This is a genomic window from Paludibacterium sp. B53371, assembly GCF_018802765.1.
GTDB lineage: Bacteria > Pseudomonadota > Gammaproteobacteria > Burkholderiales > Chromobacteriaceae > Paludibacterium.
This window is the reverse complement of sequence record NZ_CP069163.1, coordinates 2,324,903-2,345,530: the sequence shown is the minus strand read 5'-3', so window position 1 is coordinate 2,345,530 and position 20,628 is coordinate 2,324,903. Positions and strand designations below refer to the sequence as shown.

12 protein-coding genes, 3 tRNA genes and 3 rRNA genes are annotated in these 20,628 nt (G+C 58.7%); 14 read left to right on the top strand and 4 right to left on the bottom strand.

What is annotated here, in order from left to right; genetic code table 11:
• Positions 1–14: 14 nt before the first annotated feature.
• From ispG to JNO51_RS11210, 9 genes are all read left to right on the top strand, one after another.
• Entirely contained in the window at positions 15–1,295 is a 1,281-nt protein-coding gene (gene ispG / locus JNO51_RS11250; RefSeq protein ID WP_215777167.1) for a flavodoxin-dependent (E)-4-hydroxy-3-methylbut-2-enyl-diphosphate synthase, read from the top strand.
• Between the two features lie 40 nt (positions 1,296–1,335).
• Positions 1,336–2,607 carry a histidine--tRNA ligase gene (gene hisS, locus JNO51_RS11245; RefSeq protein ID WP_215777164.1) on the top strand — a complete coding sequence of 424 codons (1,272 nt, stop codon included), beginning with the start codon at positions 1,336–1,338 and terminating at the stop codon, positions 2,605–2,607.
• Between the two features lie 13 nt (positions 2,608–2,620).
• Complete coding sequence (locus JNO51_RS11240) at positions 2,621–3,250, top strand: tetratricopeptide repeat protein (RefSeq protein WP_215777160.1); 630 nt, start codon at positions 2,621–2,623, stop codon at positions 3,248–3,250.
• Between the two features lie 3 nt (positions 3,251–3,253).
• Positions 3,254–4,396: an outer membrane protein assembly factor BamB gene (gene bamB / locus JNO51_RS11235; protein ID WP_215777156.1), complete on the top strand. Its 1,143-nt coding sequence runs from the start codon at positions 3,254–3,256 to the stop codon at positions 4,394–4,396.
• An 11-nt stretch (positions 4,397–4,407) separates the two neighbouring features.
• Positions 4,408–5,826: a ribosome biogenesis GTPase Der gene (gene der / locus JNO51_RS11230; RefSeq protein WP_215777152.1), complete on the top strand. Its 1,419-nt coding sequence runs from the start codon at positions 4,408–4,410 to the stop codon at positions 5,824–5,826.
• Positions 5,827–5,915: 89 nt separating this feature from the next.
• Positions 5,916–6,176 (top strand): RNA chaperone Hfq, encoded by a 261-nt coding sequence (gene hfq / locus JNO51_RS11225; RefSeq protein ID WP_215777148.1) that lies wholly within the window; start codon positions 5,916–5,918, stop codon positions 6,174–6,176.
• 88 nt (positions 6,177–6,264) lie between these two features.
• Complete coding sequence (gene hflX, locus JNO51_RS11220; RefSeq protein WP_215777143.1) at positions 6,265–7,398, top strand: ribosome rescue GTPase HflX; 1,134 nt, start codon at positions 6,265–6,267, stop codon at positions 7,396–7,398.
• Positions 7,399–7,656: 258 nt separating this feature from the next.
• Complete coding sequence (locus JNO51_RS11215) at positions 7,657–8,808, top strand: ATP phosphoribosyltransferase regulatory subunit (protein WP_215777139.1); 1,152 nt, start codon at positions 7,657–7,659, stop codon at positions 8,806–8,808.
• Between the two features lie 35 nt (positions 8,809–8,843).
• Positions 8,844–10,139 (top strand): adenylosuccinate synthase, encoded by a 1,296-nt coding sequence (locus JNO51_RS11210; RefSeq protein WP_215777134.1) that lies wholly within the window; start codon positions 8,844–8,846, stop codon positions 10,137–10,139.
• 150 nt (positions 10,140–10,289) lie between these two features.
• On the opposite strand, the gene JNO51_RS11205 is transcribed toward JNO51_RS11210, so the two are convergent.
• Positions 10,290–10,376: transfer RNA gene (locus tag JNO51_RS11205), tRNA-Leu, on the bottom strand.
• Positions 10,377–10,490: 114 nt separating this feature from the next.
• Between JNO51_RS11205 and pncB the strand changes: the two genes are divergently transcribed.
• Positions 10,491–11,699 carry a nicotinate phosphoribosyltransferase gene (gene pncB / locus JNO51_RS11200; RefSeq protein WP_215777131.1) on the top strand — a complete coding sequence of 403 codons (1,209 nt, stop codon included), beginning with the start codon at positions 10,491–10,493 and terminating at the stop codon, positions 11,697–11,699.
• 5 nt (positions 11,700–11,704) lie between these two features.
• On the opposite strand, the gene JNO51_RS11195 is transcribed toward pncB, so the two are convergent.
• The 3 genes from JNO51_RS11195 to JNO51_RS11185 form a co-directional block, all read right to left on the bottom strand.
• Positions 11,705–12,757, bottom strand: coding sequence for an oxidoreductase (locus JNO51_RS11195; protein WP_215777128.1), 1,053 nt, complete (start codon positions 12,755–12,757; stop codon positions 11,705–11,707).
• A gap of 116 nt (positions 12,758–12,873) precedes the next feature.
• Positions 12,874–12,960, bottom strand: a tRNA-Leu gene (locus tag JNO51_RS11190).
• A gap of 45 nt (positions 12,961–13,005) precedes the next feature.
• Positions 13,006–13,092: transfer RNA gene (locus tag JNO51_RS11185), tRNA-Leu, on the bottom strand.
• Positions 13,093–13,161: 69 nt separating this feature from the next.
• Here JNO51_RS11185 and rnr point away from each other — a divergent pair.
• The 4 genes from rnr to rrf all read left to right on the top strand — a co-directional run bounded on the left by rnr (position 13,162) and on the right by rrf (position 20,583).
• Positions 13,162–15,405, top strand: a complete 2,244-nt coding sequence (gene rnr / locus JNO51_RS11180; protein ID WP_215777126.1) for a ribonuclease R — start codon at positions 13,162–13,164, stop codon at positions 15,403–15,405.
• Positions 15,406–15,705: 300 nt separating this feature from the next.
• Positions 15,706–17,243 (top strand): 16S ribosomal RNA (locus tag JNO51_RS11175).
• Between the two features lie 259 nt (positions 17,244–17,502).
• Positions 17,503–20,393 (top strand): 23S ribosomal RNA (locus JNO51_RS11170).
• Between the two features lie 75 nt (positions 20,394–20,468).
• Positions 20,469–20,583 (top strand): 5S ribosomal RNA (gene rrf, locus JNO51_RS11165).
• Together the 16S, 23S and 5S rRNA genes form the textbook arrangement of a ribosomal RNA operon.
• The last annotated feature ends 45 nt before the right edge of the window (positions 20,584–20,628 follow it).

Genomic DNA, 20,628 nt, shown 5'->3' with positions numbered 1-20,628 from the left:
CAAGGCAGTTTGTTATGGATAGCGTGAGCATTGCTCGCCGCCCCACTCGTCAGGTACGGGTGGGGCATGTTCTTGTTGGCTCCGATGCGCCGGTCGTGGTGCAGTCGATGACCAATACCGATACCGCGGATGCCCGAGCTACCGCGCAGCAGGTGTTCGAACTGGCCGAGGCCGGCTCGGAGATCGTACGCATTACCGTCAATTCGCCCGAGGCGGCGGCTGCCGTGGCAGAAATTCGCCAGCGGCTGGATGATCTGGGATGCAATGTGCCGCTGGTCGGCGATTTTCATTTCAATGGCGAGCGGCTGCTGCGCGATCACCCCGACTGCGCGCGCGCGCTGGCCAAGTACCGTATCAATCCGGGCAATGTGGGCAAGGGTGCCAAGGGTGACGACAAGTTTGCCTACATGATTCGCACGGCGATTGAATACGACAAACCGGTGCGTATCGGCGTGAACTGGGGCAGTCTGGATGCCGCACTGGCTACCCGCCTGATGGATGCCAACAATCGTCTGAGCCAGCCGCTGCCGGCGGATCAGGTGATGCGCGAGGCCTTGATCGTCTCGGCGCTGGAAAGTGCCGAGAAGGCCATTGATCTCGGCTTGTCGGCCGACAAGATTCTGCTGTCGTGCAAGGTCAGCCATGTCCAGGACCTGATCCGGGTTTACCGTGATCTGGCCGGACGTTGTGATTTCCCGCTGCATCTCGGCCTGACCGAGGCGGGCATGGGAACCAAGGGGGTGGTCGCATCGAGCGCGGCGCTGGGCGTGCTGCTGCAGGAGGGGATCGGTGACACCATTCGCATTTCCCTGACGCCGGCGCCGGGCGAGTCCCGCACCCGCGAGGTGGTGGTGGCGCAAGAGCTGCTGCAGACCATGGGGCTGCGCTCGTTTACCCCGCTGGTCACCGCCTGTCCGGGTTGTGGCCGCACCACCAGCACGCTGTTCCAGGAGCTGGCCGAGCAGATCCAGCAATATCTGCGCGCCCAGATGCCGGTATGGCGTCTGCAGTATCCGGGGGTGGAGGAAATGAAGGTGGCGGTGATGGGCTGCGTGGTCAACGGACCGGGTGAGTCCAAACTGGCGGATATCGGCATTTCCCTGCCGGGAACCGGCGAGGTGCCGGTGGCCCCGGTGTATGTGGATGGCCAGAAGGACGTCACGCTCAAGGGGGATAATATCGCCGAGGCGTTTACCCGCATCGTCGAACAATATGTGCAGTCACGCTTCGGAGAAGGTGGCAGCCGCCGTGCCGTCGCCCCGTCCGGCAAGACGATCCCGATCAGGCAATTGTGAGCCGCGAGGCTCCGGTAGTGAATGGAAAAGACTGAATAACATGGCTCAAAAAATCCAGGCGGTACGCGGCATGAACGACGTACTGCCAAGCGACTCTCCGCAATGGCTGTATCTTGAATCCGTCCTGCGCAAGCTGCTGAGTGACTATGGCTATCAGCATATCCGTACGCCGATGCTCGAAACCACGCCGCTGTTCGTGCGCTCGATCGGCGAGGTGACGGATATTGTCGAAAAGGAAATGTATACCTTTACCGACAGTCTGAATGGCGAAAGCCTGACCCTGCGTCCGGAAGGCACGGCCAGCGTGCTGCGTGCCGCCGTCGAGCACAACCTGCTTTACAATGCCACCCAGCGTCTGTGGTATGCCGGCCCGATGTTCCGCCACGAGCGTCCGCAGAAGGGACGTTACCGTCAGTTTCATCAGACCGGTGTCGAGGTGCTGGGCTTCCCGGGGCCGGATATCGATGCCGAAATCCTGCTGATGACCGCGGACCTGTGGCAGCGTCTCGGCATTGCCGATTTTGTCGAGCTGCAGATCAATACCCTGGGAAATCGCGAAGAGCGCAGTGCCCACCGCACGGCCCTGATCGCCTATCTCGAGCAGTATGTCGACCAGCTGGATGAAGATGGCAAGCGGCGTCTTTACACCAATCCGCTGCGTGTACTGGATACCAAGAACCCGGCGCTGCAGGCCATCTGCGATGCCGCGCCGCGTTTGACCGACTACCTCGGTGCGGACTCCCGGGCGCACTATGATGGCTGGAAGGCCATGCTCGATGCGGTGGGCATCCGCTACGTGGAAAATCCGCGTCTGGTGCGTGGGCTGGATTACTACAACCTGTCGGTGTTCGAGTGGGTGACCAGTGAGCTGGGCGCTCAGGGTACTGTCTGCGCCGGTGGCCGCTACGATGGCCTGGTCGAAGAGCTCGGTGGCAAGCCGACGCCGGGGATCGGCTTCGGCATGGGCATGGAGCGCGTACTGTTGCTGCTGCAGGAGAAGGGGCTGATTCCGGCGCAGCCGGGTGTCGACGTCTATCTGGTGCAGCAGGGCGAAGGCGCCCCGTTGTATGCCATGAAGCTGGCCAAGCAGTTGCGTGCCGCCGGTCTGTCGGTGATGCAGCATCTGGGCGAGGGCAGTTTCAAGTCGCAAATGAAAAAGGCCGATGGTTGCGGTGCACTGTGTGCCGTGATCGTCGGAGAGAACGAAATCGCCAGTGGTCTGGCTATCGTGAAGCCGTTGCGCCACGAGGCCGAGCAAGTGACCGTGGCCTGTGCAGAGGTGGCGGCAGCCATCGCTGCGTTCAAAGTTTGAGGGGAGGGACGCAATGGCGTTCGACTTGCAGGAACAGGAACAGATTGATTCGCTGAAAGTATTCTGGAATCAGTGGGGAAAATGGATTGTCGCCGGCGTCGGCTGCCTGGCTGTCGGCTATCTCGGCTACAAGGCTTACAACCTCTACCAGTCGCGGCAGATCGAAGCATCGGCCGCCATCTACGCGACGGTGGAGCAGGCTGCAGGGGCGCAGGATCTGGCCGCCATCAAGCGTGGTACTGCCAGCATCGAGGCGGATTATCCTGCTTCGCCCTATGCCGCCCGCGCTGCCCTGATGGCGGCCAAGGCAGGCTTCGACAAGCATGATCTGGCCTATGCCAGCGAGCAACTGAGCTGGGCTGCCACTCATGCCAAGGAGCCGTCGCTGGTGGCCCTGGCGCAGTTGCGTCTGGCCAGTGTGCTGATGGATCAAAAGCAATACGATGCAGCAATTGTTCAGCTGAACCAGCCGCACGATGCCGCCTTTGATGCGCTGTTCTTCGATGCCAAGGGCGATGTGTTCTCGCTCAAGGGCGACAAGGCTGCGGCGCGCGACGCCTACAAGGCCGCCCTGGCCAAGCTGGGCAACGATGCCCCGAATCACGATTATATCCAGACCAAACTCGATGCCCTGGGAGGCTGATTGATGCGTCAACGTCTGCTGTTGGTATTGTTGTCCACATCCATGCTCGGCGGTTGCGCCAGCTGGTTCCAGTCTTCGTCGCGTCCCGAGCCGACGCCGCTGGCGGCGATTCAGCAGGTTCAGGCGCTGAAGGTCAACTGGTCGGAGTCGGCTTCTGCCGGCGTACCGGGCAGCTTCCTGCCGACCTATGACCGCGGGGAAGTCCTGGTGGCCGATCCGCAGGGCGAGCTGCGCATCTACAATGCCGATACCGGTCGCCAGAGCAACCGTCTGGGCCTGAAGCGCGAGCTGTCGGCCGGACCGGGTGTGGCCGGCAATACCGTGTTGCTGGGGACGAGCGATGGTTTCCTGCTGGCGGTGGATCGTGCCAGCGGCAAGACCCTGTGGCAGCAACGTCTGACCAGTGTCACCCTGGAGGCACCGGTCGTGAGCGGTTCGGTGGCCGTGGTGCGTACCAACGACGACCGTATCAGCGGTTTCCAGATCAGTGACGGCAAGCAGTTGTGGTCGCTGCCGCACTTCCAGGGCGAACTGCTGGTGCGCAATACCGGCTCGCTCACCGCCGTGGCGGGGTCGGATGTGCTGCTGGCCGGTCTGTCCGGCGGCAAGATGCAGGTCATCGCCGCGCAAAACGGCAATGTGCTCTGGGAGGGCGTCGTTGCCTCGCCGAAGGGGGCGACCGAACTGGAGCGCGTGACCGATGTGGTCAGCCGGCCGCAGTTCGCCGATCAGCAGGTTTGCGCCGTTGCTTATCAGGGGCGTGTGGCCTGCTTCGATTCGCGCAGCGGCAATCTGGTCTGGGCACGCGAAGTATCGTCCAGCCGCGCGATTGCGCTGGACGCTCAAAATGTTTACGTCACCGATGAAAATGATTCGGTGCTGGCGTTCGATCGCCAGACGGGGCGCAATGTCTGGAAACAGGATGCGCTCAAATTCCGTGGTTTGTCTGGTCCGGCCATGCTGGGTCGCTTCGTGCTGGTGGTGGATGCGCAAGGCTATGCGCACCTGCTGTCCAACGAGAGCGGCAGTATCGTCGGTCGTGTCGGTACCGGTACCGACGGCCAGACCGCGCAACCCGTATCGCTGGGCACATCGGCTCTGGTCAAGGGACCGAATGGCCGCCTGGTGATGCTGTCACTTGGATAATGCAGTTCTAGATGAAACCAACCGTTGCTTTGGTCGGCCGCCCGAATGTCGGCAAATCGACCCTGTTCAACCGGCTGACGCGCAGCCGTGATGCCCTGGTGGCCGATCAGCCGGGTCTGACCCGTGATCGCCACTATGGCCATGGCCGCGTCGGCGGCAAACCCTATCTCGTGATCGATACCGGTGGCTTCGAGCCCGTGGTCGACGAGGGCATTCTGTTCGAGATGGCCAAGCAGACCCTGCAGGCCGTCGATGAAGCCGACGCCGTCGTTTTCCTGGTGGATGGCCGTACCGGCGTCACGCCGCAGGACAAGATCATCGCCAACCGCCTGCGTCAGCTGGACCGTCCGGTTCATCTGGTGGTCAACAAGGCGGAAGGGGTCAATCAGGCGATTGCCACTGCCGAGTTCCATGAGCTGGCGCTGGGCGAGCCCTGGGCTATTTCTTCGGCCCATGGTGACGGGGTGCGCGAACTGATGGACCGCGTGCTCGAACCCTTCCCCGACGAGGTCGAGGAAGAGAACACCCGCCACCCGAAATTTGCCGTGATCGGTCGCCCGAATGTGGGCAAGTCGACCCTGGTGAACGCCATTCTCGGTGAAGAGCGGGTCATTGCCTTCGACCATCCGGGGACCACGCGCGACAGTATTTATATTGATTTCGAGCGATCTGGCCGCAACTACACCATCATTGATACCGCTGGTGTGCGCCGGCGCACCAAGATCAATGAGGCGGTCGAGAAGTTCTCGGTCATCAAGACCATGAAGGCCATCGAAGATGCCAACGTGGCCGTGCTGGTGCTGGATGCCCAGCAGGATATCTCCGAACACGATGCCACCATCGCCGGTTTTGCGCTTGAAGCCGGCCGTGCCCTGGTTGTCGCCGTCAACAAGTGGGATCACCTGGACAATGAAAAGAAAGAGCAGATCAAGCGGGATATCGCCCGCAAGCTGACCTTTCTCGATTTTGCCAAGTTCCACCATATTTCTGCGCTGGAAGGGCGGGGCATCGCCGATCTGTTCAAGTCGATCGACGAAGCCTATCAGGCAGCGATGGCCAAGCTGGCCACGCCGAAACTGACCCGGGTGCTGGAAGTGGCGATTGAACGACAGGCGCCGCCGCGAGTCGGACCTGTGCGGCCGAAGATGCGCTATGCCCATCAGGGTGGCATGAATCCGCCGATCATCGTCGTGCATGGCAATGCGCTGGAGCATGTCCCCGATAGTTATACCCGCTATCTGGAACATACCTTCCGCAAGGTGTTCAAACTGCAGGGCACCCCGCTGCGCGTGCAGTACAAGACCGGCGACAATCCTTTCGACAAGGAAGATGCCAAGCACAAGCCCAAGCTGTCCCCGTTGGCAAAGTACAAAACCAAGGTGGCAGAAAAGAAGGCGCGCGATAAGCGTATGAAAGACGTGAAAAAATAGTACACTGGTATGATTTCTGCTAAAACGTAAGCGTGTAGCCGGGCTTGGCAGTCAATCATTAAAACAATCGACGTTTCGGAGAATAACGAATGAGCTCAAAAGGGCAAATGTTACAAGACCCGTTCCTGAATACTCTGCGCAAGGAACATGTCCCGGTTTCCATCTATCTGGTAAATGGTATCAAGCTGCAGGGGCAGATTGAGTCTTTTGATCAGTATGTGGTTCTGCTGAAGAACACCGTGACGCAGATGGTGTACAAGCATGCCATCTCCACTGTGGTGCCTGCCCGTCCGGTGAACATCCCGCACGAGCATTACACTGCACAGAAACTGGATCAGAGCGAAGAGTAATCTTCCTCTCCAGGCCTGGGGCCGGCGCTCCGTACTCCGCAGGGAGTGTGGCGTTGGCCCTTTTTAATTGTCAGAAGGCAAGTTGAACGTGTTTGATCGTCCGGAAGTGGGTGACAGGGCTGTTCTGGTGTGTCTGGATTTTGGCACGCCGGATTTTGCCGAGGATGTTGCCGAGTGTGTGGAGCTGGTCACCAGTGCAGGCGTGGAAGTGGCCGAGACCGTGACCGCCAAGCGGCAGCGCCCCGATGCCGCGCTGTTCGCCGGCAAGGGCAAGGTCGAGGAGATCGCTGCCGTGGTGCGCAGCTGTGCTGCCAACGTGGTGATCTTCAACCATCAGTTGTCGCCGGCCCAGGAACGTAACCTCGAACGCCAGTTGCAGTGCCGCGTGATTGATCGTACCAGCCTGATTCTGGACATCTTTGCCCAGCGGGCACGCAGCCACGAGGGCAAGTTGCAGGTCGAACTGGCTCAGCTGTCGCACCTGGCAACGCGCCTGGTGCGCGGCTGGACCCACCTTGAACGTCAGAAGGGGGGGATTGGCCTGCGCGGACCGGGTGAAACCCAGCTGGAAACCGACCGTCGCTTGCTGGGCAATCGCGTCAAGCTGCTCAAGGATCGTCTGAAGCATGTTGAACGTCAGCGCCATACCCAGCGTCGCGGGCGTCAGCGCTCCGGCATCGCCTCGCTGTCCATTGTCGGTTATACCAATGCCGGCAAGTCGACACTGTTCAACAGCCTGACCAAGGCGCGCAGCTACGCGGCTGACCAGCTGTTTGCCACACTGGATACCACCAGTCGCAAGCTGTACCTGAATCCCGAGCTGTCGCTGGTGCTGTCCGATACTGTCGGCTTCATCCGCAATCTGCCCCACACCCTGGTTGCCGCCTTCCGTGCCACCCTGGAAGAAACGGTTCAGGCTGACATGTTGTTGCATGTTGTAGACGCTGCCAATCCGATGCGCGACATGCAAATCGAAGAAGTCGACAAGGTGCTGCAGGAAATTGGTGCCGCCGATGTACCGCAGCTGATCGTCTGGAACAAGATCGATCTGAAGGGCCAGGAGCCCGGTATAGAGCGGGATGCGGACGGTTTGCCGGTCGCTGTGCGCGTTTCGGCGCTGACCGGCGCCGGTCTGGATTTGCTGCGTACCGCCCTGGCAGAGCGCTTTGCACCGGCAGAAATGGCCGGCGAAACACAGGACGAAGATCTGTCCTGGCAGTAATGTTTTGTTTTTATATGAGCATATTCTGCGAGATGCGCGTAGAATACTGCCTGAAGAGCGTGGACGTTTTTGCGTCCACGTCATTCACAGAAGCCGCGACGCTTGTCGTTGCCGGCTCAGGCCAATAAACCCTCATCCAGGGTTGGCTGCAACCAGACATTCATTCCCGGTACCGCCACGTCAGACCCCAGGTCGTCGTGCGTCCCGGCAAACAAGGCGGGTCCCAGCGTCCCGCCTTTTATTGTGTTTCAGATCACTATGCGAAACTGGCTGTTACCCGAATACATTGCCGATATTCTGCCGGCGACCGCGCGCCAGCTGGAGACTGCCAAGTCTTCCATGCTGGAGCTGTTCCGTACGGCGGGCTATGAGTTGGTGCTGCCGCCAATGATCGAGTACATCGATTCACTGGTAGCGGAAGGTGACGACTCGCTGGAAATGAAAACCTTCAAGCTCGACGACCATTTGTCCGGTCGCCAGATGGGCTTGCGCGCCGACATTACCCCGCAAGTCGCCCGCATCGACGCCCACCTGCTGGCGGAACGCACCGGGGTGACCCGTCTGTGTTATGCCGGCAGTGTGGTGCACGCACGTCCCGCCGGCCTGATGAGTTCGCGCGAGCCGCTGCAGGTCGGCGCCGAACTGTATGGCTTCGCCGGCATCGAGGCGGACCTGGAAATTATCCGGCTGGCACTCGATACGCTGGATCTGGTCGGCGTGCAACAGCCCAGGCTGGATATCGGCAATATCGCGATTTTCCGCGGCCTGGCCGCAGCCGCCGGACTGGGGGCCGAACTGACCCGTGAAGTCTTCGCTGCCCTGCGCAGCAAGGATGCGGCCGGGGTCGCCCTGCTGGTGCAGAGCGTGGCCGAGCCGTACCGCAGTGCCTTTGTGGCCTTGCCGGAACTGTATGGCCCGCGTGCCATCCTCGATCGGGCGCGCAGCCGTCTGCCGTCGATTCCCGAGGTGGACCTGGCATTGGGCCAGCTGCAGTCGATCGCCAATGCCCTGCAGGATCGGGTCGAGATCAGTTTCGATCTGACCGAGCTGCGTGGTACGGCCTATCACACCGGTCTGATGTTTGCGATCTATGCCCCGGGCTGGCCCGACGAGCTGGCGCGTGGCGGCCGCTACGACAATGTCGGCCGTCGCTTCGGACGGGCACGTCCGGCAACCGGTTTCAGCCTGGATTTGCGCGATCTGTTGCGCATTCTGCCGGAGCGCAGCAGTGCCAGTGGCATTCGTGTGGCGGCCCGGGTGGCGGATGCCGCGGCGGCCGAGATCGCCTCGCTGCGCAAGGCTGGTGAAGTCGTGATGATTGATTACCTTGGCGAATCTGCCGCCGCGCTGAACTGCGATCGTGAATTGATCGCCGGTCCCGCAGGCTGGCAGGTTGTGCCGTTTGACTGATTTTTGTAGCAAGACAGAGAGAAGGATTCTTTCCTATGTCCAAGAACGTTGTCGTGATTGGTACCCAGTGGGGTGATGAAGGCAAGGGCAAGATCGTTGACTGGCTGACCGATCACGCTCAGGGCGTGGTGCGTTTTCAGGGTGGTCACAATGCCGGTCATACCCTGGTCGTCAATGGTAAAAAGACCGTATTGCGCCTGATTCCGTCCGGTATTCTGCGTGCCGGTGTCGAGTGCTTCATCGGTAACGGCGTGGTGCTGTCGCCGGAAGCCCTGTTCAAGGAAATCGACGAGCTGGAAGCCGCTGGCGTCAGCGTCTCCGGCCGCCTGAAGATTGCCGAAGCCTGCCCGCTGATTCTGCCGTACCACATCGCACTGGATCAGGCTCGCGAAGCCGCCAAGGGCGCCAGCAAGATCGGCACGACCGGTCGTGGTATCGGCCCGGCCTACGAAGACAAGGTGGCTCGTCGTGCCCTGCGCGTCGGCGACCTGTTCGACCCGGCCCGCTTTGCCGACAAGCTGCGTGAGAACCTGGCATTCTACAACTTCCAGCTGACCCAGCTCTACAAGACCGATGCCGTGGATTTCGACACGGTGTACAACACCATCATGCAACTGGCCGAACGGCTGAAGCCGATGGTGGCCGATGTCTCGCGTACCCTGTACGAAATGAACAAAGCCGGCAAGCCGCTGCTGTTCGAAGGCGCGCAGGGCACGCTGCTGGACATTGATCACGGTACCTATCCGTACGTGACCTCCTCCAACTGCGTCGCCGGGGCGGCTGCCCCGGGTGCCGGTGTGGCGCCGCAGATGCTCAACTACGTGCTGGGCATCGTCAAGGGTTACACCACCCGCGTCGGCTCAGGTCCGTTCCCGACCGAGCAGGAAAATGACGTGGGTGAATTCCTGGCCAAGCGTGGCAATGAGTTCGGCTCGGTGACCGGTCGCCCGCGTCGTTGCGGCTGGTTCGATGCGGCACTGCTCAAGCGCTCCATTCAGATCAACGGTGTTTCCGGCCTGTGTGTCACCAAGCTGGATGTCATGGACGGTCTGGAAACCATCAACCTGTGCGTGGGCTACCTGCTCAACGGTGAGAAGATCGACATTTTCCCGGTTGGCGCCGATGCCGTGGCGGCATGCGAGCCGATCTACGAAACGCTGCCGGGCTGGAGCGAATCCACCGTGGGCATCAAGCGCTGGGAAGACCTGCCGGCCAATGCCCGCGCCTACCTCCAGCGCATCGAAGCGATCTGCGAGGCGCCGGTCGACATCATCTCGACCGGTCCGGATCGCGAAGAAACCATTGTATTGCGTCATCCGTTCGGTCTGTAAGACCGGCAGAGACAAAAAACCCCGATGCCAGCATCGGGGTTTTTTTTCGGACGGGGTCAGGTCTTTCATTTTGCATTCCGCATGCACAATGAAAGACCTGACCCCGAAATGAAAAAACCCGTTGAGCGTGCTCAACGGGTTTTTGTAATCTGGTGCCCAGGAGAAGACTCGAACTTCCACAGTGTTGCCACCGCTAGGACCTGAACCTAGTGCGTCTACCAATTCCGCCACCTGGGCCTGGTGCAGACATGTCTGCAACCGAGGAGGGTCACTATACCTATAAGCTAGTATGGTGTCAACCCGTCTCGCATGATAAATTGCGCTGGCAGCCCCATGGATCTGGAGACCTCGATGTCATCGCAATTCGTTGTACGCAGCTTGCTGGAAAATGATCTGTACAAGTTCACCATGTGGCAGGCCCTGTTGCACCAGCATCCTGGTGCGACGGCCGAGTATGCGTTCGTCTGTCGCAACCATCCGCACTACCCGCTGACCGAGCTGAAGGCCGAGCTGGACCGGGAGCTGGATCATCTGTGCAATATGCTGTTTACCCAGCAGGAGCTGGACTACCTCAGCACGCTGCGTTACCTGAAGAGCGATTTCGTCGATTTTCTCAATGTGTTCCGCTTTCAGCGCCGCTTCATTGAAACCGGGGTGGAAGGAGAGTCGCTGATGATTCGTGCCCGTGGCCCGCTGGTGCATGTCATGGGTTTTGAAATCTTCGTGCTGTATATCGTCAACGAGCTGTATTTCCGCCGTCTGAGTCGCGGCCGGGAGTCAGCCATTCTCGCGCAGGGGCGGCAACGCCTGGCGGACAAGATTGCACGGCTGCGTCCGTCGCTGGATGCACAGGGCGATGCCGCCAGCTTTGCCTTTTCCGATTTTGGTCTGCGGCGGCGCTATAGTGCACGCTGGCACGATGAAGTGGTCGAGACCCTGCAGAAGGCGCTGCCCCAGGCATTCAAGGGGACCTCGAATGTCTATCAGGCCATGCGCTTCGGGCTGGTGCCGATTGGCACCATGGCCCATGAGTATCTGCAGGCGCATCAGGCCTTCGGCAGTCGTCTGCGCGACTTCCAGAAAGCTGCCCTGGAGGGCTGGGTGCATGAGTTTCGTGGTGATTTGGGCATTGCCCTGACCGATGTGGTGGGCATGGACGCCTTCCTGGCGGACTTCGATCTCTACTTTGCCAAGCTGTTCGACGGGCTGCGCCATGACTCGGGTGATCCCTACGAATGGGGCGAAAAGGCGATTGCCCATTACCGCAAGCTGCGCATCAATCCCATGACCAAGCGTCTGGTGTTCTCGGATGGTCTGACCGTGGAGGCGGCACTGGCGCTACATGCACATTTCGCCGGCCGCATTCAGGTGGCTTTTGGCATCGGAACCCACCTGACCAATGATCTCGGGCTGGAACCGCTCAATATTGTGATGAAGCTGGTCAACTGTAATGACCAGCCGGTGGCCAAGCTCTCGGACGCGCCGGGCAAGACGCTGTGCAGCGATGAAACCTTTCTGGCTTATCTGCGTCAGGTCTTTCAGCATCCTGCCGTCGGCTGAAACCATCAGAAGGTGTCCAGGGTGACTTCCCGCCCCTCGCGCTGGCTGACCTGTACCGCCTCGATGACCTGAATGACCTGTGCCGCCTCGAGTGCCGTGACCGGATTCGGGCCATGGCCGAGGATGGCCTGGCGCACGGCGGTGTAATAGTCGACGTAGCGACCTCTGGGCGTGGTCAGACGGGTTTCGCTCGCGCTGTCGCCATCCGCCTGCCACAGCAGGGCAGTTTGCCCGTCGACCCCGAAGGACTCGCTGTCCGGTGTCTGGCCCTGTTTCAGGGCGGCCTCCTGGGTATCCATCCCATATTTCACATAGCTGGCCCTGCTGCCGTGCACCGTCAGGCGCGGCGAACCTCCCGGCACCAGGCAGCCTGCCTGCAGGCTGGCAACGAAATCCGGATAACGCAACCGGACATCGAAGCAGTCATCCACCTGAGCCCCTTCTCTCTGGCGCAGCAACATGCCGTGTACAGCCAGCGGCAGCCCGAACAAATGGATCGCCTGATCGACCAGATGGGCGCCGAGGTCATACCACAGGCCCGCGCCCGGGCGGTCCTCCTCGCGCCAGCGCTGGCGGGTCTGGGGGCGATAGCGGTCGAAGCGTGACTCGAAGCGGCTGATGCGTCCGAGTGTGTCCTGCTCGAGAAGGGTGCGCAGGGCCAGGAAGTCCGAATCCCAGCGGCGGTTGTGGAAGACCGACAACAGACGTTGTGTCTCGCCGGCCAGGGCATGCAGGCGCAATGCTTCGTCCAGCGTGGTGGTGAAGGGTTTGTCTACCACGACATGTTTGCCGGCCAGCAGGGCAGCACGCGCCTGGGGGAAATGCAGTTCGTTCGGGCTGGCGATCACCACCAGATCAATGGCCGGGTCATGCAGTGCCTGCTCGAGATGCGGGACGACCTGGCTGCCCGGACGCTCTGCCTTCACCTCCTGTTCGCGGCGGCTGACAATCGTGTGCAGGGTCAGGCCGGGCGTGGCGCTGATCAGGGGAGCGTGAAAGGTTTTGCCGGCATAACCATAGCCGGAGAGCGCGACATTCAGGGTAGGGGGGGTGGGCATGATGGAACCTCCGCAAGACAATGCAGCGAGGATGAATCAGCGATGGGGAAAAGGCAATCTGCCGGATGCAAAAACGGCGGGCAACAAAAAACCCGCGAATGCGGGTTGTTTTGATTTGGTGCCCAGGAGAAGACTCGAACTTCCACAGTGTTGCCACCGCTAGGACCTGAACCTAGTGCGTCTACCAATTCCGCCACCTGGGCATACCTAAATTTTCCTACAGCACGGCACCGGCGATTATAATCAGCTGGTGCCCAGGAGAAGACTCGAACTTCCACAGTGTTGCCACCGCTAGGACCTGAACCTAGTGCGTCTACCAATTCCGCCACCTGGGCTTGCTTATGCTGTATCATCGCAGCGACTCGCGCTGCAACGAAGTGCGAATTATATTGACCTTACAGAGGATGTCAATGGTCGCGAAACAAAAAAAATCCAAAACGCCGACGCTTCGCCAGCAAGATCCTTATCTTGAACGCGAAAAACTCAAATATTCCAATCCCTTGCCGAGTCGTGAGTATCTGCTCTCCATTCTTGCCGAGCAGGGGGTGCCGCTGTTTCCCGACGAGCTGGCGCAGATGTTGTCGATCCATCGCTCGGAGCGGGAGTTCTTTGATCGTCGCCTGGGCGCCATGGAGCGCGCGGGTCAGATCATCATCAACCGCAAGGGTGCGGTCTGTATTTCCAAAAAGCTGGATCTGGTGAAGTGCAAGGTCATGGGGCATCGTGACGGTTACGGCTTTGCCGTGCCGGAGGACGGGGAGGGGGAAGATATCTTCCTGTCCGAACGCGAAATGCACAAGGTCCTGCATGGCGACCGGGTCATGGTGCGCATTACCGGTACGGATCGCCGCGGTCGTACCGAGGGCAGTGTTGCCGAGGTGCTGGACCGGGCCGTCAATCAGGTGGTCGGACGTATCTATGCAGAACGGGGAGTCTGGTTTGTGGTGGCGGAGGACCGTCGCATTAACCAGGATATCCTGATCGAGCAGGGGGGAGAGGGCAAGGCCCGGCACGGTCAGGTGGTGATGGCAGAAATCCTGGTGCAGCCGGACAGCCATCGTCAGGCCATTGGCCGGGTGCTGGAGATCCTTGGCGATTACGCCGACCCGGGCATGGAAATCGAAATTGCCCTGCGCAAGCACGCGCTGCCCCATCGGTTCAGCGACGCCGCCGAGGCCCAGGCGAAAAAGACGCCCGCCAAGGTGCGCAAGCTGGATCTGAAAGACCGTGTCGATCTGCGCGACCTGCCGCTGGTCACCATTGATGGTGAAACCGCGCGTGACTTCGATGACGCCGTGTATGCCGAGCGCGTCGGCAAGGGTTTCCGTCTGGTGGTGGCGATTGCCGATGTCAGTCACTATGTCCAGCCGGGCGATGCGCTGGATCATGACGCCTACGAGCGGGGCACCTCGGTGTATTTCCCGCGCCGGGTGATCCCCATGCTGCCCGAGGCACTGTCCAATGGCATCTGTTCGCTGAATCCGGATGTCGAGCGCCTGTGCATGGTGTGCGACATGCAGGTCAATGCCAAGGGTCAGGTCAAGAGCTACCGTTTCTACCCGGCCGTGATGCGTTCGCGCGCTCGCCTGACCTATAACCAGGTCTGGTCCTGGCTGAGCGAGGGCGGAACGACGCCGCTGATGGATCAGCTGCAGACGCTGTATGAGCTGTTCCAGGTGCTGCTGGCTGCACGGGAGAAGCGTGGCGCCATCGACTTTGATACCACCGAAACCCAGATGATCTTCAACGACAACGGCAAGATCGACCGCATCGTCCCGGTGGTGCGCAATCATGCCCACCGACTGATTGAAGAATGCATGCTGGCCGCCAACGTCTGTGCCGCCGAATTCATCCGCGAGCACAAGCACAAATGTCTGTATCGCGTGCATGAAGGTCCGACTGCTGATCGTCTGGAAAACCTGCAGTCCTATCTGCGTCTGGCCGGCCTGACACTGGGCGGCGGCGAAAAGCCCAGTGCCAAGGACTATGCCGACCTGGCCGACAAGATCCGCAGCCGGCCGGATGCCCTGATGCTGCAGACCATGTTGCTGCGCTCCATGCAGCAGGCCGTCTATACCCCGGACAATGCCGGCCACTTCGGTCTGGCTTATGAGGCCTATACCCACTTCACCTCGCCAATCCGTCGTTATCCCGACCTGCTGGTGCATCGAACCATCAAGGCCATCCTGCGCAGCGAGACTTACAAGCCAGGCAAATGGCCGGTGCTGGGCGAGCATTGCTCGATGACCGAGCGGCGTGCCGATGATGCCAGTCGCGATGTCGAGTCCTGGCTCAAGACCTATTACATGCGCGACAAGGTCGGCGAGGTATTCAAGGGCAAGATCAATGCCGTCACCAGCTTCGGGGTGTTTGTCCTGCTGGATGATGTCTATGTCGAGGGGCTGGTGCACATCTCCGAGCTGGGCAAGGACTACTTCCACTTCCGCAAGGACATTCAGGCCATCGTGGGCGAGAAGAGCGGCATGCGCTATCAGCTGGGCGATCCGCTGACGGTCAAGGTAGTGCGCGCGGATCTGGAAAGTTCGAAGATCGACTTCCAGCTGGTGCAGGAGCGGCCGGCCAGTGGCAGCGCGCCGGCGGCAGGAAAACCGGCTGCCAAACCACGCAGCAAGCGGGGCAGCAAGTAGGACGGAGAAAGAGATCAACGGCGGGCGCAGCCCGCCGTTTTTTTTATTGCCTTTTTCTTCAGTGGCTTAGCGTAAAGTTACCGTTTTTTGTCAGAAAGGGTGTTGACGACCCTGCGTCCGGCCGGTATAGTTCGCCTCCTCGCTGCAGCAACAACGCAGCACCGCTCTTTAACAAAACGAACAACCGATAGGTGTGAGTGCCGGGAGAGACCGACACTTGCACTGCAAGAGACAGAAAAAAACCTTACGGGGTTCTTTTGAAGTCCTTGCGTGCCAGATAGTACGAAAAGCATAGAGATTGAACTGAAGAGTTTGATCCTGGCTCAGATTGAACGCTGGCGGCATGCTTTACACATGCAAGTCGAACGGCAGCACGGGAGCTTGCTCCTGGTGGCGAGTGGCGAACGGGTGAGTAATGCGTCGGAACGTGCCGAGTAATGGGGGATAACGCAGCGAAAGTTGTGCTAATACCGCATACGCTCTGAGGAGGAAAGCGGGGGACCTTCGGGCCTCGCGTTATTCGAGCGGCCGACGTCTGATTAGCTAGTTGGTGGGGTAAAGGCCCACCAAGGCGACGATCAGTAGCGGGTCTGAGAGGATGATCCGCCACACTGGGACTGAGACACGGCCCAGACTCCTACGGGAGGCAGCAGTGGGGAATTTTGGACAATGGGGGCAACCCTGATCCAGCCATGCCGCGTGTCTGAAGAAGGCCTTCGGGTTGTAAAGGACTTTTGTCAGGGAGCAAATCCTGCTTGTGAATAATGAGCGGGGATGAGAGTACCTGAAGAATAAGCACCGGCTAACTACGTGCCAGCAGCCGCGGTAATACGTAGGGTGCAAGCGTTAATCGGAATTACTGGGCGTAAAGCGTGCGCAGGCGGTTTTGCAAGTCTGATGTGAAAGCCCCGGGCTTAACCTGGGAACGGCATTGGAGACTGCAAGGCTAGAGTGCGTCAGAGGGGGGTAGAATTCCACGTGTAGCAGTGAAATGCGTAGAGATGTGGAGGAATACCGATGGCGAAGGCAGCCCCCTGGGATGACACTGACGCTCATGCACGAAAGCGTGGGGAGCAAACAGGATTAGATACCCTGGTAGTCCACGCCCTAAACGATGTCAACTAGCTGTTGGGGGTTTGAATCCTTGGTAGCGTAGCTAACGCGAGAAGTTGACCGCCTGGGGAGTACGGCCGCAAGGTTAAAACTCAAAGGAATTGACGGGGACCCGCACAAGCGGTGGATGATGTGGATTAATTCGATGCAACGCGAAAAACCTTACCTGCTCTTGACATGTACCGAAGCCCGAAGAGATTTGGGTGTGCCCGAAAGGGAGCGGTAACACAGGTGCTGCATGGCTGTCGTCAGCTCGTGTCGTGAGATGTTGGGTTAAGTCCCGCAACGAGCGCAACCCTTGTCATTAGTTGCCATCATTAAGTTGGGCACTCTAATGAGACTGCCGGTGACAAACCGGAGGAAGGTGGGGATGACGTCAAGTCCTCATGGCCCTTATGAGCAGGGCTTCACACGTCATACAATGGTCGGTACAGAGGGTCGCGAAGCCGCGAGGTGGAGCCAATCTCAAAAAACCGATCGTAGTCCGGATCGCACTCTGCAACTCGAGTGCGTGAAGTCGGAATCGCTAGTAATCGCAGATCAGCATGCTGCGGTGAATACGTTCCCGGGTCTTGTACACACCGCCCGTCACACCATGGGAGTGGGGGATACCAGAAGTGGGTAGGCTAACCGCAAGGAGGCCGCTTACCACGGTATGCTTCATGACTGGGGTGAAGTCGTAACAAGGTAGCCGTAGGGGAACCTGCGGCTGGATCACCTCCTTTCTAGAGAAAGTCGATCCTGGTACTCACAGCCTATCGGTTGTTCAGCGAGTGGAATGGTAATCAGAGGGCCTGAGGGGTCTTGTGATTAGCGTTTCAAACGCATTGATCTTTAACAAACTGAAGAAGCCGAATACAAAATTGATTCTGAGCCAGGATGGTTTCATCCTCGTTTGGATTCAACTTTGGGTAATTGTATGTATCGACGTTTTGCCGGTAGAGGTATCGGCAAGGCGAGTGCGCAAGGCCCTTGAAATGATAGGGTCAAGCGAGTAAGTGCATCTGGTGGATGCCTTGGCGATCATAGGCGATGAAGGACGTGTAAGCCTGCGAAAAGCGCGGGGGAGCTGGCAATAGAGCTTTGATCCCGCGATGTCCGAATGGGGAAACCCGGCCCTTAGGGGTCACTCCCACCTGAACACATAGGGTGGGTAGAGCGAACGCGGAGAACTGAAACATCTAAGTACCCGCAGGAAAAGAAATCAACCGAGATTCCGTGAGTAGTGGTGAGCGAAAATGGAAGAGCCTGTACGTTTTAGCCGTTGAGTTAGTGGAAGAGTCTGGAAAGGCTCGCCATAGTGGGTGATAGCCCCGTACACGAAAACTGAATGGTGGCACTGAGCGTACGACAAGTAGGGCGGGACACGAGAAATCCTGTCTGAAGATGGGGGGACCATCCTCCAAGGCTAAATACTCATGATCGACCGATAGTGAACCAGTACCGTGAGGGAAAGGCGAAAAGAACCCCGGGAGGGGAGTGAAATAGAACCTGAAACCGGATGCATACAAACAGTGGGAGCCTCGCAAGGGGTGACTGCGTACCTTTTGTATAATGGGTCAGCGACTTACGTTCAGTAGCGAGCTTAACCGAATAGGGGAGGCGTAGCGAAAGCGAGTCCGAATAGGGCGCTTCAGTTGCTGGGCGTAGACCCGAAACCGAGTGATCTATCCATGGCCAGGATGAAGGTGCGGTAACACGCACTGGAGGTCCGAACCCACTAATGTTGCAAAATTAGGGGATGAGCTGTGGATAGGGGTGAAAGGCTAAACAAACTCGGAGATAGCTGGTTCTCCCCGAAAACTATTTAGGTAGTGCCTCATGTATCACTTCCGGGGGTAAAGCACTGTTATGGCTAGGGGGTCATTGCGACTTACCAACCCATGGCAAACTCTGAATACCGGAAAGTGCAAGCATGGGAGACAGACGGTGGGTGCTAACGTCCATCGTCAAGAGGGAAACAACCCAGACCGCCAGCTAAGGTCCCAAATGATCAGTTAAGTGGTAAACGAAGTGGGAAGGCCCAGACAGCCAGGATGTTGGCTTAGAAGCAGCCATCATTTAAAGAAAGCGTAATAGCTCACTGGTCGAGTCGTCCTGCGCGGAAGATGTAACGGGGCTCAAACTGATAACCGAAGCTGCGGATTTGCACGCGAGTGCAAGTGGTAGGGGAGCGTTCTGTAGGTCTGTGAAGGTGTGTCGAAAGGCATGCTGGAGATATCAGAAGTGCGAATGCTGACATGAGTAGCGATAAAGCGGGTGAAAAGCCCGCTCACCGAAAGCCCAAGGTTTCCTACGCAACGTTCATCGGCGTAGGGTGAGTCGGCCCCTAAGGCGAGGCAGAAATGCGTAGTCGATGGGAAACTGGTTAACATTCCAGTACTTTCATACAGTGCGATGGGGGGACGGAGAAGGTTAGGTCAGCCAACTGTTGGAATAGTTGGTTCAAGCTGGTAGGCGGGACACGCAGGCAAATCCACGTGTTCGTTAACGCCGAGAAGTGATAACGAGGGTCTACGGACCTGAAGTGACTGATACCCTGCTTCCAGGAAAAGCCTCTAAGCTTCAGCTGTATGAGAACCGTACCGCAAACCGACACAGGTGGGCAGGAAGAAAATTCTAAGGTGCTTGAGAGAACTCAGGAGAAGGAACTCGGCAAATTGATACCGTAACTTCGGGAGAAGGTATGCCTCTTAGGGTGTAGGACTTCGCGTCCGAAGCTTTGAGAGGTCGCAGAGAATCGGTGGCTGCGACTGTTTATCAAAAACACAGCACTGTGCCAACACGAAAGTGGACGTATACGGTGTGACGCCTGCCCGGTGCCGGAAGGTTAAGTGATGGGGTGCAAGCTCTTGATCGAAGCCCCGGTAAACGGCGGCCGTAACTATAACGGTCCTAAGGTAGCGAAATTCCTTGTCGGGTAAGTTCCGACCCGCACGAATGGCGTAACGATGGCCACACTGTCTCCTCCTGAGACTCAGCGAAGTTGAAATGTTTGTGAAGATGCAATCTACCCGCTGCTAGACGGAAAGACCCCGTGAACCTTTACTGTAGCTTTGCATGGGACTTTGAACAGACTTGTGTAGGATAGGTGGGAGGCTATGAAGCGTGAACGCTAGTTTGCGTGGAGCCGTCCTTGAAATACCACCCTGGTGTGTTTGAGGTTCTAACCTAGGTCCGTGATCCGGATCGGGGACAGTGCATGGTAGGCAGTTTGACTGGGGCGGTCTCCTCCCAAAGTGTAACGGAGGAGTTCGAAGGTCACCTAGGTACGGTCGGAAATCGTGCTGATAGTGCAATGGCAAAAGGTGGCTTAACTGCGAGACCGACAAGTCGAGCAGGTGCGAAAGCAGGACATAGTGATCCGGTGGTTCTGAATGGAAGGGCCATCGCTCAACGGATAAAAGGTACTCCGGGGATAACAGGCTGATTCCGCCCAAGAGTTCACATCGACGGCGGAGTTTGGCACCTCGATGTCGGCTCATCACATCCTGGGGCTGTAGCCGGTCCCAAGGGTATGGCTGTTCGCCATTTAAAGTGGTACGCGAGCTGGGTTCAAAACGTCGTGAGACAGTTTGGTCCCTATCTGCAGTGGGCGTTGGAAGTTTGACGGGGGCTGCTCCTAGTACGAGAGGACCGGAGTGGACGAACCTCTGGTGTACCGGTTGTCACGCCAGTGGCATCGCCGGGTAGCTAAGTTCGGAAGAGATAACCGCTGAAAGCATCTAAGCGGGAAACTCGCCTGAAGATGAGACTTCCCTGAGGGCTAGACCCTCCTGAAGAGTCGTTCGAGACCAGGACGTTGATAGGTCGGGTGTGGAAGCGCTGTGAGGCGTGAAGCTAACCGATACTAATGGCTCGTGAGGCTTGATCCTATCATTTGATGGGCTTTGTGCCCGATACATACGAATTCAAACCAAACGGCTTCTGCAGTTTGTAGACAGTTTATGTCTGGCGGCCATAGCGAGGTGGTCCCACGCCTTCCCATCCCGAACAGGACCGTGAAACGCCTTAGCGCCGATGATAGTGCGGCATTCGCCGTGTGAAAGTAGGACACTGCCAGACTCCCCATGCAAAGCCCAGACCTCAGGTCTGGGCTTTTTGCTTTGT